11 protein-coding genes are annotated in these 15,036 nt (G+C 41.2%); 9 read left to right on the top strand and 2 right to left on the bottom strand.

Annotated features, from left to right (window positions below; genetic code table 11):
• Positions 1-35 precede the first annotated feature (35 nt).
• Positions 36-1,532 (bottom strand): BACON domain-containing protein, encoded by a 1,497-nt coding sequence (locus G4420_RS05680; protein ID WP_163322579.1) that lies wholly within the window; start codon positions 1,530-1,532, stop codon positions 36-38.
• A gap of 18 nt (positions 1,533-1,550) precedes the next feature.
• Positions 1,551-4,817 (bottom strand): TonB-dependent receptor, encoded by a 3,267-nt coding sequence (locus G4420_RS05675; protein WP_163322578.1) that lies wholly within the window; start codon positions 4,815-4,817, stop codon positions 1,551-1,553.
• A 762-nt stretch (positions 4,818-5,579) separates the two neighbouring features.
• Here G4420_RS05675 and G4420_RS05670 point away from each other — a divergent pair.
• From G4420_RS05670 to G4420_RS05630, 9 genes are all read left to right on the top strand, one after another.
• Positions 5,580-6,011, top strand: coding sequence for a hypothetical protein (locus G4420_RS05670; RefSeq protein ID WP_163322577.1), 432 nt, complete (start codon positions 5,580-5,582; stop codon positions 6,009-6,011).
• Positions 6,012-6,074: 63 nt separating this feature from the next.
• Complete coding sequence (locus tag G4420_RS05665; protein ID WP_163322576.1) at positions 6,075-6,407, top strand: PadR family transcriptional regulator; 333 nt, start codon at positions 6,075-6,077, stop codon at positions 6,405-6,407.
• 31 nt (positions 6,408-6,438) lie between these two features.
• Positions 6,439-8,013 carry a PspC domain-containing protein gene (locus tag G4420_RS05660; protein WP_163322575.1) on the top strand — a complete coding sequence of 525 codons (1,575 nt, stop codon included), beginning with the start codon at positions 6,439-6,441 and terminating at the stop codon, positions 8,011-8,013.
• Between the two features lie 86 nt (positions 8,014-8,099).
• On the top strand, positions 8,100-8,597 hold the full coding sequence (locus tag G4420_RS05655) for a DUF4252 domain-containing protein (RefSeq protein ID WP_163322574.1): 498 nt from the start codon (positions 8,100-8,102) through the stop codon (positions 8,595-8,597).
• 572 nt (positions 8,598-9,169) lie between these two features.
• A complete protein-coding gene (locus G4420_RS05650) occupies positions 9,170-10,135 on the top strand; it encodes a hypothetical protein (RefSeq protein WP_163322573.1) in 966 nt (321 codons plus the stop codon).
• Positions 10,136-10,161: 26 nt separating this feature from the next.
• Positions 10,162-10,944 carry a hypothetical protein gene (locus G4420_RS05645; protein WP_163322572.1) on the top strand — a complete coding sequence of 261 codons (783 nt, stop codon included), beginning with the start codon at positions 10,162-10,164 and terminating at the stop codon, positions 10,942-10,944.
• Between the two features lie 32 nt (positions 10,945-10,976).
• Positions 10,977-11,792, top strand: a complete 816-nt coding sequence (locus G4420_RS05640; RefSeq protein ID WP_163322571.1) for a pilus assembly protein — start codon at positions 10,977-10,979, stop codon at positions 11,790-11,792.
• 33 nt (positions 11,793-11,825) lie between these two features.
• A complete protein-coding gene (locus tag G4420_RS05635) occupies positions 11,826-13,829 on the top strand; it encodes a T9SS type B sorting domain-containing protein (RefSeq protein WP_163322570.1) in 2,004 nt (667 codons plus the stop codon).
• Entirely contained in the window at positions 13,829-14,767 is a 939-nt protein-coding gene (locus G4420_RS05630) for a PorP/SprF family type IX secretion system membrane protein (RefSeq protein WP_163322569.1), read from the top strand. The genes G4420_RS05635 and G4420_RS05630 overlap by 1 nt, the downstream gene beginning before the upstream one ends.
• Positions 14,768-15,036 lie beyond the last annotated feature (269 nt).

Raw genomic sequence — 15,036 nt, 5'->3', positions numbered from 1 at the left:
GCTTTCTTCATATTGAGTTGGACAAATATCGTCCTTTATTGAGCACTTACGTGGCTGAAATAGATACCATATCCAAGTTGATCTTGTCCGTTATAGCTAGTCCTTATACCAATTACCGATAGTGTATCTCCAACTACAATGCCTTTGTCGGCTAACAAACCTTTTCTGTCATCGCCGGTTGCTCCCCAACCCGGGTAGCAGCCATATACATAAACTTCAGTGGTGCCGTCATTCAGATAGAGATTGCCATACGGAGCATAATCAATGTCTGAAATTTGACCGGTTATCATATAGTATGTATTGGAATCTTCTGGTTTAGCCAGAAACTCAGCAATAGTAACTGGAGTTACGGGAATAACTTCTTCCAATACAGCACCACTTACTTGTGGAGATCCATTGTAAGCAGCACGTTTTCCAACAATGGTTATGATGTCACCTTCTTTCACATTTGCCTGGGCAAAATCCTGAATTTTATAAACATAGGTTTCACCTGAGAAATCGCGCAGATATAATTTACCTGATGTAGCATCGGAAATACTGGCAACAACACCTGATAAACGATATTGTATATTGCCAACTTCGGCAGCAAGGAATTCTGCGATAGATACCTCCAAAATGGCTCCTTTCTGGCTAAGCGATGTTTGTGATGTATAGTTTTTAGAACCATCAGTAGTGCGGAATGTAAGCGTAGTTTCACGATCTCCGGATTCATTGGCTTCGGCTTTAAATGTCACAACCGTATTGGTTCCTGCAGTTTGGATCGATGAAATGGATAACCACGACTCGGCATCCTCAGGAATTTCAACCGATACACCTTCTCCTTTACAAGTAAGGTAGGCTACAAATTCGCCGCCTTCAACCGGAAGCTCTGCATTTAGTACCGAATCAACTTTTACCAATGATTTATTGATGCCGATAACGGTTACATTTACCAATTCTACAGTTCCGTTGTAAGTTGTTTTTGGTCCCTGAACAGTGATTTCATCACCTACCTCAAGCCCCCAGCTTAAAAAGTTTTTCTCTCCACCTTTTGAATCAAGCGTACCATAAATATAGATAGAACCTGTTTCATCCTCCAGATACCAGTTACCATAAGTTGTATTAGTTATTGCTGTAACAACACCGGTTACCTGGTAGGTTTTACTGTCAGGTCCGTCAATAACCTCCTGACATGTGGCAGTTGAAATTGTTGCCAACCCCTGAATGATATTGATTCGCTGAGTTTCGCCTGCACATTGGATTAAAACTTCCCCGGTGCGACCATCAATAGCAGAAGTAGCCGAAAAGGTAAGCGTTGATTCACCGGCACTTCCAGAAGTTGAAGAGATCGTTACCCATGCAACACTATTCTCTACTGTCCAGTTATCTTTAGCCATTATGGTAATAGAGGTAGAACCACCATCTACAGGAATCGACACGTATGACGACGATACTTGAATCCCATCAAGCAAAGTCACTGTTTCTTCATCTTCACAACTCGTCATCAGGGCAAGTATGGCGATGAATATTGGAAATAAATATTTAAGTTTCATATTATTCTATACTTTAAATTAGTTGAAAATATATTTGATACCAATAGAAGCATTCCAACACTGACCCAACGTATAACTAGGTTTGAATGTTTCGGTATCGCCATGGATTGAAGCAGGTGTAGAGAATGTAGCCACACCGTCGGCATCAACACCTTCGTATTTTAGGATACGAGGATCGGAACCAATTTCCGGATTCAGGTATTTAGCTACACCCCAACTGTTGTTGAAGAAGTTCATCACGTTTTTAACATCAAAGCTAAGTTGCAGTTTGTGTTCGTTGTTACCTGTTTTAATCGAAAAATCATGTTTGTAGCTCAAGTCAACACGATGTACCCATGGAGAGTAAACGCTGTAAGCTTCTGCATAATCGCCTTGTTGATCTTTCAGATAATCATTGGCATGAACATAGTCCATAAAACGAGTTTGGTCGTCGGCTGAAACAAAGCGAAATTCGTTGTTTGCCACTTCGTCGTCGGTTGGAACATAAATTGCATCGTAGTTGTAACCGTCACCGTTCATATCGTTAACCGTCATAAAAGAGTAGTTTGCTCCACCGTGCCATCCTTCATAGATAAGGCTGTAGTGGTTACCACTCTTGTCGTGGGCAGTAAACGATGCCACCAAACGATCGGGTGTGGTATATTGCGAATTGTGCAATTTAATGTTGTTCGGACCTTCCACTGTAGGAACGTAAGTAAATGCCGATTCCGGGTTCGATCCCGGCATGCCGGTTACATCTTTAGCAACGGTGTGTGTATAGGCAGCCATCAGGCTAACCCATTCCGCCGGTTTAGCATTAACAGTGATATTGGCTGACCAGCCATAACCACGGCTTGTGTTATCCAAAACAAATGCTTTGGTTCCGGTACGGTAACCTGCCGGGTAAACCGGACGATTGTCAACTCCGTTGAAACGGGCAAAACCTCCTACATTTGGAATACTCCAGTCGGAAATAGAAACACCGTTGATCGTTTTGTTGTAGATTCCTTCTACTGTTGCCGACAATGGGAAAGATGTTGGGAATGCATAATCAACAGCAAATGATGTTTTCCAAACTTGTGGCATCTTAAAATCTGAAGCTATACCCGCAATTGCTGAAGGAACAGTACCGTCTTCAGGTGAAATTGTTGTAGGATAACCTAAACCTGCCAGTTTATCATGTAATGCTGCTATTGTTGCATTTCCTTCGGCATCGGTTACCAAACCACCTGCAAATTCATCCATTGTGAAGCCATTGTTCCCAGCATTCCGTGCATTGATTTGAGCCTGGTATTGAACCATACCACCATTGGTTGGCATGTTGGTAAAGAATACCAGTGGTAAATTACCCGAGAAAAGACCGGTACCACCACGAACCTTCAGGCTCTTGTCGCCGGAAGCATCCCATACAAAACCAACACGTGGAGAGAATATGATATTGGCATCAGGCCATTTTCCGGTATCAATACTACGACCTGAATAATCAAGCTCTTTAATTGCCTGGTTTGTAATCAAGTCATTATTGTTGAAGATAAGTGCGTCAATGCGAAGGCCGTACGACAGTTTAAATCTTTCGGTAACACTCCAGTCATCCTGGGCATACGCTCCAATTTTGTTACTTCTTACACGAGCTGCAGGATTCATTTCACCATCGTAGCCATAAGTTAAGTTTACAATCTCAGGAGTTGCTTCGTTTAAGAAGTCGTCAAGACTTGAGTAGCGATAATAACCTGTTCCGTTACGCATGTAGGCATTGTCAGCCATTTTATATTCGTAAGCAATACCGCCAACAATTTTGTGATTACCCATATAAAAGGTCATCTCATCTTTAATGTTCCATACATTGTTATGAACACCGTTGTTCCAGGTAAATAGTTCGTAGCCTAATGAAAGGTAGGCTTGGTCGTCTTTCAAAATGTCGATAAAAGGAAACGGTGCAGAATTTGTTCCGCGAACATCGTCAAGTTTTGAGAAGGTAGCCAGGAACTGGTTCGAGATGTTTTCCGATAAACGGCTGTTTAAGTCAAAAGAGAACGAATGGACAAGGTTGTCCATCGAATACATCGAGTTGGCATACGACATTGAAGCCTTCGACATCCTGGCCTCCGACATACGGGTACCTCCGTCCATAGAAGATGCGTTAGGCGATCTCCACGAAGAATTCTTTGTGTAGTTATAGCGTAAGGCTAAACGATGTTTGTCGGTGATGTTCCAGTCGATACGTGCGAGCAGTTTTTTGTTGCTCTGATCTGCAGGAAAACTGGTGAAAGATCCGGTTTCGTATCCATATTTATTTCTTACAAAATCAGAAACAGTCTGAAGATCGTCTTCTGTAGTACGGGAAATAAAATTGTCAGGATCAGCAACACCATCAGTTGAAGCTCTCCAGCGGTTAGCAATTGTGGGGGTTTCTTCCTTTTCAGCATTTACGAAGAAGAACAATTTGTTTTCAATGATTGGACCTCCTAAAGTGAATCCGTATAAGGTATTACGGTCTTTCTCGCGTGCTCCGGCAATTTCCACTCCATCAACAGCATTTCCGCGCATGTTTTCATTTCGGTGATAAGTGTATGCGCTTGCTTTAAAGGTATTTGTTCCCGATTTTGTAATCGCATTTACACCACCGCCAATAAAGTTGGTCTGGCGCACATCGTAGGGTGCAATTACAACCTGCAATTCTTCAATAGCTTCAATAGAGATTGGATTACCTCCACCAGGAAGGGCATCACTTAATCCAAAGTTATTGTTGAAATTGGCTCCATCCACTGTAAAGTTAGCCGTACGACCATCGGAGCCGACAAAGCTCATCCCATCGCCTCCATAGGGAGAAAGACGGGTAATGTCCATAATACTGCGGGTTACGGTTGGTAAATTATCAATCTGGTCGTTTGTGATATTGGTGACTGCTCCGGTTTTCTCGTTCGAGAATTTTGTGCGGGTTGCCGAAACAATAACTTCATCTAATGATAATGCTTCTTCTGTAAGTACAACATTCATTACATAGTTTTCACCTAAACTCAACGTAATATTGTTTTGTGTGAATGCACCATATCCTATAAACGTAATTCTTACAGAATAAGGTCCTCCTACACGCATACCGTTTAGGTTGAACCGGCCCTCCACGTTGGTTACGGTACCATAAGTCGTTCCTGAAGGGGTGTGTGTGGCAACCACTGTTGCGCCTATAACAGCTCCTTCAGCATCAGTAACACGTCCACTCATACTGGATGTGGTTACCTGTGCCTGAATAATAGTAGCAGAAAAGAGAATGAATGCTACTAATAAAAAACTGATTTTTTTAATCATAGATTTGGAATTTAAATAATTATTGAATGGATTGTATGTGTTTGTTTTTCTTATTGCTTAATGACAATGAATGGCTTAACTGAACATATTGTTTTGTGTATCCTAATGTGGTTCTCATTTTGTTTTTGTGTGCAGTTATTTATTGACTATAAAATCAATCCCTCCACCCTTGTTTCCTAAACATGCCGCAAAGGAAACTTTTCTTTCAGTTGTTTTTGTTAAATAGATGTTATCTTATTGTGTATAATGCCTTAACTTTTACCCCCACATCTAACAAGATAAAATTCCAATTAATGCTGAGTAAAAACAAACCAACACGAATTAAGTTGTTAAACAAATTGTTTGAGTTATTAACAATATTATTCACATTTTAACAGTCCCGCAGCGTTGTGTATTCGGCCAAATCGACACTTATTGTTAAATAATCCAATAGATTTTCATTTTATTGAAAAATTTCTGAAAAATATTAAATTCTGTAAGAAGCAGTAAATCAGCAATAAAGAAATAATTATTCAGGGGAATAATAAAAAATATGGTACTATGTGTTGCAAAGTACTAGATTAATGACATATATTTGTAATGCAAACAACGATGTAAAAAAAAGTACATTCTTAAAAAAAGTTCTTTACAAGTTGTAACAGAAACAAAAAACAATCGTCTTAATGACGGAAACAGAAAACAATTAGAAAGCAGAAACGAAGAGCGAACTTCGGAAAAAATCGCAAAGCCAAAAAACAAAACAGAAAACAAAAACTCAAAGTCATGAAAACAAAAAACAATGTTCAGAAAGCAGTTTTACGTTCAGCAGCAGTAGTAGTTAGCTTTGTTCTTATTAGTTTTACAGTAAGCGCACAAACATTTTGGAAACGTTTATTGGAGAATACAGGTTTTGGCGATATTGCCATAGCAATGGCAGCACCCGCTGAAATTGAAGATGTGGAAGGAATTCCTGCAGAGGCCGAGGCTAACTATTACTTTGTAAATGAAGTTGAGTCGGCCATGGAAGTTGAAGCATGGATGACCGACGATTCAAGATTTAACACCACTCAGTTTGTGTACAGCGAGGCAACCGAAACAAACCTTGAGCTGGAAGACTGGATGATGAACGAAACATTTTTTCAGCCGGTGGTAGAAAAGGAAGCAGCGCTGGAGCTGGAGGCCTGGATGGTTTCGGAAAATACCTGGGCTATTTAGTAGCAGGTACAGCCAATTAACAGTGATGAAAATAGAGGACTAACAGATAGAAAGGGACATAAAATGAAGATAGAAAACACAAAAGCACAAATGAGAAAGGGAGTACTGGAATACTGTATCCTGCTCGTTCTCGATGGAAAACCACTTTATGCCAGCGATATTATTCAATCGTTGAAAGAAGCAAAAATGATAGTGGTAGAAGGAACGCTGTATCCCTTGTTAACACGGCTGAAAAACGCCGGGTTGCTGGCTTACCGCTGGGAAGAATCCACACAAGGACCACCTCGTAAATATTACGAGCTTACCGAAACCGGCCGCAATTTTTTGGTCGAACTTGAGGAATCATGGAGCGAACTGGTTAGTGCAGTTCAAACAATTAGAGATAATAAAGCTTAGTCCATCCTAATAAATTCAAACAAAAAACAAGATGAAAAAGACATTCACAATAAATATAAGCGGCACAATATTTCACATTGAAGAGGATGCCTACGAGGTGCTGCAAAAATACCTTATCAATCTGAAAAATCATTTTGGAGTTGACGAGGAAGGAAGAGAGATTATTGCTGATATTGAGGCACGTATTGCTGAAATTTTCAGCTCGAAAAGTACAGACGAGAAAAAGGTGATTACCGTTGAGTGGGTAAATGAAATGGTTGAGGTAATGGGAACGCCCGAAGACTTTGCCGAGGAAGAAGGCGAAGAGGAAGATGTTTCTATTGCATCGGAAGCCAAGCGCAAACGCCGTTTATACCGCGATCCCGATCATCGGGTGCTGGGCGGAGTTTGCGGAGGTTTGGGAGCCTACTTTAATATGGATCCCGTAATCTTGCGTATCATTCTGGTAATTCTGTTTTTTGTAACATCGGGTGCTGCCGGACTGGCATACTTGATTTTATGGATTGCCGTGCCGAAAGCAGTTAGCACAGCACAGCGCCTTGAAATGCGCGGCCAGGAAGCTACCGTGAAAAACATCGAAAAGTCGATTAAAGAAGAGGTAAAAGAAGTAAAAGAAAGCTATAAGAAGTTTAAAGAATCGGATACTTACTCGAAAGGAAAAAAGTCGATGGAAGGAGCCGGCGACGTGGTTTATAATATTTTCAAGGTAATTCTGAAAGTATTTGTAATCGTGTTTGGTGTATTCCTTATCTTGTCCGGTTTCTTCGGAATTCTTGGCTTGGTGTCGTCGATGATTATTGGACATTCGTTTGTTGAAGGAATGCCACTGATTTGGGGACCCGAAATTCATGTCCCAAATATGTTGAATCATTTTATTGAGCCAGGTGCAGTTACCTGGGGATTGATATTGGTTGGACTGATTACAGGCCTCCCGTTATTGGCACTTGTTTATATCGGAACCAAACTGGTTTTCAGGTATAAATCGAACAATGCAATTGTTGCCTTGTCGATGGTAGGTGTTTGGTTGGTATCGCTTTTCGCCCTGCTAATTCTTTCGGTTGGGCAGTTTGGAAACTATAAACAAAGCTCATCGATAACAAAAAGCGAAACCATTTCGTGCGACTCTTGCCAGACTTTATATCTCCGCATGGCCGAAGATAAACTGGATGATTACGCTGAAATTGACTGGGATGTGGAAGGTTTTAAGGTAGCTGTTATTGATGGGGAAGAAGTAGTGGTTGGCTATCCGCAATTGGATGTTATCCGTTCGTCGGGCGATGATTTTGTGGTAACCGTTCGCTATTCATCACGAGGTAAAACACGCGACAATGCAAAACAGTGGTGCGAAGAAATGGTGTACACTTATGAAAGAACCGATTCAATCCTTTATTTCGATCCGTATTTCTTTATCGGCGACGAGGCAAAATGGAGAGGCCAGGAAGTGGATATAAAAGTAAAGGTGCCCGAAGGAAAAGCAGTATTTCTTGGAAACGACATGGATGAAATTATTCATGATATTGAAAATGTTTCGAATACATGGGATGGCGATATGGTTGGAAAATACTGGGAAATGAAACCGGAAGGATTGACCGAAAAAAATGATTAAATAAAAACACAAAGTCACGGAGACACGAAGTGTAAAGCGTAGATTTAGCTGTGTAACCTAGTGTCTTCCTGTTAAAAAAAGTAGCTATGAAAACAGTAACAACATTACTTTTTGCGCTTGGTCTTATGTTAGCCGGGTTGCTGGCGTCAGGACAAAGCAAGTCGGATAAAATGTATGACACCTTTGCCAATAAAGACGGCGTAACCAGCTTTTCGTTCTCGAAAGATATGATCGATGCCATTGATCTCGATTTAGGCGATGATGATGAGAAGAATGTTACCGGCGATTTGAGTCGGATTCGGTTTATGTCGTACAATCCTGAAAAAGGAAGTTTGAAAAATAGCGAGTTTACCCAAAAAGCAATTGCGCTTCTTCCTGCTAAATATCAGAAATACGAAGATGATGACGATGATTCAGATGCGGTGATCTATTTACTGGGAGGGAAAAAGCAATATTCCGAGTGTCATGTTTTTATCACCAGTGAAAACCCGGAAGGCAACAGTTTTATTGTGTCATTTTTTGGTGATTTTACTGTTAATGATATCAACAAACTTAAGTCGCAAGGGCAGGACATGTCGGAATAAGAAGTTAAAATTACATTTTATTTGAAGGTCGTTATAAGCAAAAGTGCTTATAACGACCTTTTATTTTGTGGTAAACTGTGTTAATTAATCATGGCTCAATGTTAAGTTTTGTCCCAAAATGAAACAAACCCCATCAGTCACGGGTTCTGGATTCACATGTTTTTGTTAATTCTTTACCTTTGGCGGCTTAAGTGTAACAAGTTGTAATTGTTATATTTGAAACGAGTGATTGCATGTTGGTAATTGTTGTTTTTAGATTTGTAAAAATACAAGCAAGAGGTTTTATGCAAAAAGGCCCAAAATGGTACTGTTGCATCTTCCCCGGAGAGCCAGCAAAACTGTTATTGTCATGTGCAGGCAGTAACAGAAAGAACAAAAGATAGAAAAGTAAGAGTAAAAGAATTGTGCGAACAGTATGCTGTAGGGACATATTGACTATTCCCCATGCTATCAATATGCGGATGATGGATCCAGGCCTTTCGGGTACTGGGAATCGGTCTGTCCTGATATTTTTCCTTATTATTTTGTTTTTTCTTCTTCAAAGTTTGGCAGCATCCGCGCAAACAAAAACTGTGATTGATGGAGATGTTATAGTTGGAACTAACCAGACAAGAGTAATTGCAGAAAATGATACCCTGATAATTAAAGGAACCCTGGAGTTGAAACAGGGAGCAATACTTACTATTGAAGCGAATGCCGTTTGTATTATCTATGGAGACTTAATTGTTAAGAATTCAGTGAATTTAAGTGTTGGGGCTCAGCTTATCGTGGGTGGTAATCTCGAAGCGCCCTCCGGTAGTGATAAAGTAGTCTTGGATGTTGACCCGGAAGCTGCATTTTATATATTAGGGACCGTTTCAGATAATAGTGGCGATTTTAGTTGCGACAACACTTCTAATTATGATCCACCTGGCGACAATACTTGTAATTATGGCGATATAATTTCGTTGGAAGACAATGAAAACGATAGTACAGGTATTTACGATTTGTTTGTATCGGGCGACGCTGAAAAGGGAGTAACGCCGGTGCATTCAGAGTTGTGCGCCGAAAGTTCGGTTGTTCTTTCTGCTATTTATACTACTGCAGATTCTTATCAGTGGTGCGATTCAAGCGGCGTTGCAATTAGTGGAGAAACAGGTGTCGATTTTGAAGTAGCTGAACCTGGCGAGTATTTCGTAAAAATTTATGATTCTTCATTCGATCAAAATCCAACCATTTCGTACAGAGCGAAGGTTGTTAGTACTTCTTTAGCTGTTGATATCGTGGCAAATAATAGCCCTGTTTGTTCCGGGTCAACTGCAGAGTTTATCCTGGCGGGTACTGAGGGGGCAACAGTAATTTATACGATTAACGGGGGCAGCAATCAATCAGTAGTTCTTCAAGATGGAGCAGTGATAGTTTCCGTATTAAATGCACAGACAGATCAAATAGTAAACGTCATTTCGGTTCAGAGTGGCTCGGTGAGTTGCGATATCAATCTTTCTTCAACAGTAACTGTAAATCCTTCGCCGAATACCGGTCAAATAATACCTGATTAAAACAACAAAAAGATAAAAACAAAAAGATGAAAAAGACATTAGCTTATTTAATTGCAACCATAGCGTTTATAGCTATAAGCGGAATGGTTATGGCGCAAGGAGGAGGAAATCCATTGGTCAATTCAACACATGGATACAAAGTAATTCCGGGGGATTCCGGAAACGATTTTTTGTGGGAAATAACTGGAGGTACCGAGGACGTGGATTATGTTGTAAACTCAGCGAATTTAACAGGTGATTCATTAAACATTACATGGTTGAGCACCACCGGGAATCCGTATAAGTTAACTTTTAAAGAGACTGATATTTCAACAGGTTGTGAAACATCTAAAGAGCTTACGCTGAATGTTGTGGCAAATACATTTGATGTTAGCATTTCCAATCCTGTTGCAACCTGCAACAGTGCAAACGATACAACGGATGCAAGTAATAATTTCTCTATAATCGATTTTAAAGTGAATATGACCACTGGCAGTAGTTCATGGAATCCAAATTGGGAAATTACTTTCAACGTAGCTTCAGGAAATGTTTCTTCAACGGTTGATAATGTATCGTCTGCTACAGGAACATTAAATGATAATGGTGGAGGGTCTTATACCTTAACTGATATTCCTTCCTCATCATTAAATAACGAAATCACCATATCAGTAAGGCTTGCAGGTGCTGCATTTACTGAATTAAGTGCCGATGTGAATATTACTGAAGCAAAAGAACTTGAATATAATACTCCGGATAAAGATAACGACGATTGGACTGCTACCGGAATCATTAATCCCATACCAAATACATCAGCAATTATAACCGATTAGAAATTACACATTACACAATAAAGTTTATTAGTATGAAAAAATTAATTTTTCTTTTAACGGCGGTGGTTATGACCGCTTTTAGTTCGGGGGTTTTCGCACAAAGTACCGGTGTTGAGCCGGCTCCCGGGGCAACTCACAATTATAACATTGCCCCCGGAGATGGCGGGAACACAATTTTGTGGACAGTGACAAAAGGAAATTTAACAACCTCTGCAGGTACAGAAGTTGTTATTGCAACTCCTTCTGCAGCCTCCACCAACATTACCTGGACAACAAGTATTGACACCACAGTAATGTATTATGTGCATGTGCTGGAAACCGATGGAGCAGGATGTTCGAACGAAAAGGTATTACCTGTTAATCCTGAGCCAAGCGATTTCTATCTTGAGATTGCTGCTGCAAATGCCACTCAATGCTACGATGGTGCAGTAGTTGTAAGTCTTGCTGATCCAACAACGATTAATTACGATCATGGTACTGCAACAATAAACTTTACAATAACGCCGAACAACCTATCGGCGTCTTACACCGGTTATACATTTGATTTGGCACTTGCAGTTCCGACAGGATTTGATTATACAACAACTCCACCAACATTCTCTGCAAATGCATCATGGGATGGTACCACTGTAACGGTAACAGATAACAGTCTGGTTACTGTAAGCTTTGCAGTTGACAATACAAACACTTACGATAATAGCTCTGCAGCTGATGCTCAAGATTTTACTGCAACGGCAAGTGTTTCAGGTGGTAAAGCTATTAACGGAGTTTCCGATAACGGAGACGGAACATATAGTGATGCTACCAATGTTGCCCGACCAAATACCAGTGGCATCGGCTACAATTAGAAATAGACCGAACATTCACTTCAGATTGAATAGTTGAGAACAAAGGCATTTTTCATACTGATAATAATCTTTCTGGCTGCCCTGTGCGGGGCAGCACAGGAGGATTATGTTGTTTTTGAAGGTGCCGAACAAAATTATTTTGTCGAAAATCATTCGGGAAGCGACTATTCCTGGAGAGTTTTGACAAATTTTAACCCAGACACCGAAGCAGAATCAAGCGACTACGCTCTAACTTCTTCAGCCAATAAAAATGAAATTCGTGTGCGTTGGAAAAGCGCCGGGCTCTACTATCTTGATGTTATTGAAACCGATATAACAGGTTGTACCAACCGCAAAGTTGTAATGGTAACTGTTTTGCCGGCAGCGCGGAGCGTGGCTTTTGCCAACCGTTTTAGTGCAATTTGTTTCACTCCCGATCCTGATGAGTCGAGGCTATTACAACTGCTCGATAATGAAGGTGCAGAGCTCGATCCATCAAAATTCCCGGTAGAGGTAAAAGTGGATATTAACGGATCGGAATTTAATTTTCAGATAAATAACGATAACAGGGGAATTACAGTTCCCGATAGTTTTATGCTGAAAGCGCCCGAGCACGATGTGCAGATTGAAATAACATTACTTGAAGCTACTGATGCAAACGGGCAGAAAATTAAACCACTTGGCGGAAACGATGTGCATCGGATAACTGTTTATGCGCAGCCTGAAATGGAATACACCAGTGCCGATGCTATGATTAAAGTCGGCGGTGAAGGCATATACGAAACTGCACTAACACGAGGAAATCCCGATGGTGCTGTTTACAGCTGGAAATTGGAGCCATCGGTTGGTACGAGTACCAATTTGCAGGCTTTAACCGGACCAACAGCCACTATTCTGTGGGACGGACCGGAAGGAATGTATACGCTTTACACCACGGTTACCGACGGAAACGGATGTGTGGCCGATACCATCAGCCAGGTAGTTGAAATTGAAAAAACACGTGGGCAACCTCTAGCCGTTTATGCCGGCCCCGATACTTTGATCGGAAACTGCCAGCCCTACTTATTTAACGCGGTTTATCCTACCGAAAACAGCTATACATACCAGTGGGAGCCAAGTGCAGGATTGAGCGATCCGTCAATTCCAAATCCAGTGTTTACACCGGGAGAAACAACAACCTACATTTTAACGGTTACAACTTCGCCTGATTCTACTTATTCCGATACGGTTACCATCAACGTTTCGGATTTAGTAGCTGAAGCAGGCGACGATTTTATGATCGAATACGAATCAACGGCAGTTTTAAACGGAACGGGAAGTGTTGGCGAGCAAATACAATTTGCATGGACAACTTCGAACGGAACCTTTGTTAGTGGACAAAACACCGCAACTCCTGAAATTGGTTCTGCAGGAACGTATTATTTGCAGGTTACCGATATTTTTGGCTGTACTGCTATGGACACGGTGGTGGTTAGCCGCTTTATTTCGGCGCCAATTGCCCGCGATGATTACGATACCACCGAATATCGAACGGCGGTAACGATCGATCTGCTAGTGAACGATGAAGATCCGCAGCAGGAGCTTGATCCTTTATCGTTACAAATTTTACAGGATCCCGCTAATGGTTTTGTCGATATCAACGGCGATGGTACGGTAACTTACACGCCAAATGATGGATTTTTGGGTGGCGATGTATTTCAGTACCGCATTTGTAACACCTACGAAAAATGCAATAATGCCAATGTTTTTGTGTATGTAACGGCGGCCGATTTCTTTATTCCCGAAGCATTTACTCCAAACGCCGATAACGTAAACGACTATTTTGAAATTATAGGAATTGAGTTGTTTGAGCAGAACTCGATTACGATAATAAACCGCTGGGGAAAAACAGTTTACAAAGCTCGTGGTTACGGCATTTCTACATCGCCACAATTTTGGAATGGTAAATCGAACCAGGGTGGCGACGACAGCGACCTGCCAAGCGGAACCTACTTTTATGTACTTGATTTAGGAAACGGAGAACAACCAATTGCCGGCTCGGTATATATTGACAGATAATGGGAAGACGAACAAAAATAGCAGCATTTTTAATTCTTACCCTTGTGGTTTTACTACAAGGAAAAGAGGCCAGTGCTCAGCAAGATCCCATGTACACGCAGTATATGGACAATTTGCAGGTGCTAAATCCGGGATATGCCGGTTCGCAGGGAATTGGAAATATTTTAATGGTAGCACGAAGCCAGTGGGTGGAGTTCGATGGCGCTCCGGCAACACGTTCGTTTACCTACAATACTTCGTATGAAGAGCAGAATATTGGTGTAGGTTTCTCGCTGATGTCCGACCAGATCGGGCCACTGAAACAAACCGGATTTTATGCCGATTACTCTTATTTTCTTCCGGTTTCGGAAAAATTTAAGTTGGGTTTAGGACTTAAAGGGGGGGTGAGTTTTTATCGTGCCAGCCTTGTTGCGCTTAAAACAGTTGATTCCGACCCGGTATTTAACCACGATATTTACGAGAACTTTCTGCCCAATGTTGGTGTGGGTTTGTTTTTGTATTCGGAAAATACCTATTTCGGCTTATCGGTTCCGAAGCTAATTGATAATATAATTATTAACGAAGACGTAAAAACCGATTACATTAATAAACAGCAGCGGCACATGTATTTTGTGGCCGGACACCGAATTGATTTTAGCGAAGATTTTCAGCTAAAAACAAACGGAATGATGCGATGGGTTAAAAGTGCTCCTCTTTCGGTTGATCTGACTGTGATGGGCGGTTTCCGCGATAAATTCTGGGTGGGAGCCATGTATCGTTTTGGTGATGCGTATGGTATGCTGGTTAAGTTTAATCCCTCGCCCAAAATGTCGATCGGTTATGCCTACGATATTACCGTTTCTGAGTTAAGCGCCTTTAGCAGCGGTACGCACGAAATCATGTTTAGCTATAATCTCGACCTCTTTGGCCGTGGCGGCCAGGCAACCGCTGAAAAGTAATCCCTGATGGCTCACCGCAGCCATAAAAATGTTTCACAAATCTATGTTTTCGCAGTTGAAAGCGGGCATTTTTGCAAAAAAGTGTATCCTATCGCATGCTACGGATAGTGTTTTTTCAAAAAAGTAGCCCCTATCGCATGCGAAAGGCAGTGTTTTTACGAAAAAGTGGCCCCTATCGCATGCTACAGATAGTGTTTTTGCGCCCGAATGCCCTCTATCGCATGCGAAAGGCAATGTTTCTTGAAGAAAATGGCCTCCGATAACTGCGA

This window comes from Draconibacterium mangrovi (genome assembly GCF_010586825.1).
Classification (GTDB): domain Bacteria; phylum Bacteroidota; class Bacteroidia; order Bacteroidales; family Prolixibacteraceae; genus Draconibacterium; species Draconibacterium mangrovi.
Note: the sequence above shows the minus strand (reverse complement) of the source record. Positions and strands in the feature narration are given on the sequence as shown.

Coding starts and splice junctions, on each gene's coding strand:
- G4420_RS05660 (WP_163322575.1), top strand. CDS start 6,439: ATGAAAAAGACATTCACAATAAATATAAGCGGCACAATATTTCACATT.
- G4420_RS05665 (WP_163322576.1), top strand. CDS start 6,075: ATGAAGATAGAAAACACAAAAGCACAAATGAGAAAGGGAGTACTGGAA.
- G4420_RS05675 (WP_163322578.1), bottom strand. CDS start 4,817: ATGATTAAAAAAATCAGTTTTTTATTAGTAGCATTCATTCTCTTTTCT.
- G4420_RS05640 (WP_163322571.1), top strand. CDS start 10,977: ATGAAAAAATTAATTTTTCTTTTAACGGCGGTGGTTATGACCGCTTTT.
- G4420_RS05645 (WP_163322572.1), top strand. CDS start 10,162: ATGAAAAAGACATTAGCTTATTTAATTGCAACCATAGCGTTTATAGCT.
- G4420_RS05670 (WP_163322577.1), top strand. CDS start 5,580: ATGAAAACAAAAAACAATGTTCAGAAAGCAGTTTTACGTTCAGCAGCA.
- G4420_RS05630 (WP_163322569.1), top strand. CDS start 13,829: ATGGGAAGACGAACAAAAATAGCAGCATTTTTAATTCTTACCCTTGTG.
- G4420_RS05655 (WP_163322574.1), top strand. CDS start 8,100: ATGAAAACAGTAACAACATTACTTTTTGCGCTTGGTCTTATGTTAGCC.
- G4420_RS05680 (WP_163322579.1), bottom strand. CDS start 1,532: ATGAAACTTAAATATTTATTTCCAATATTCATCGCCATACTTGCCCTG.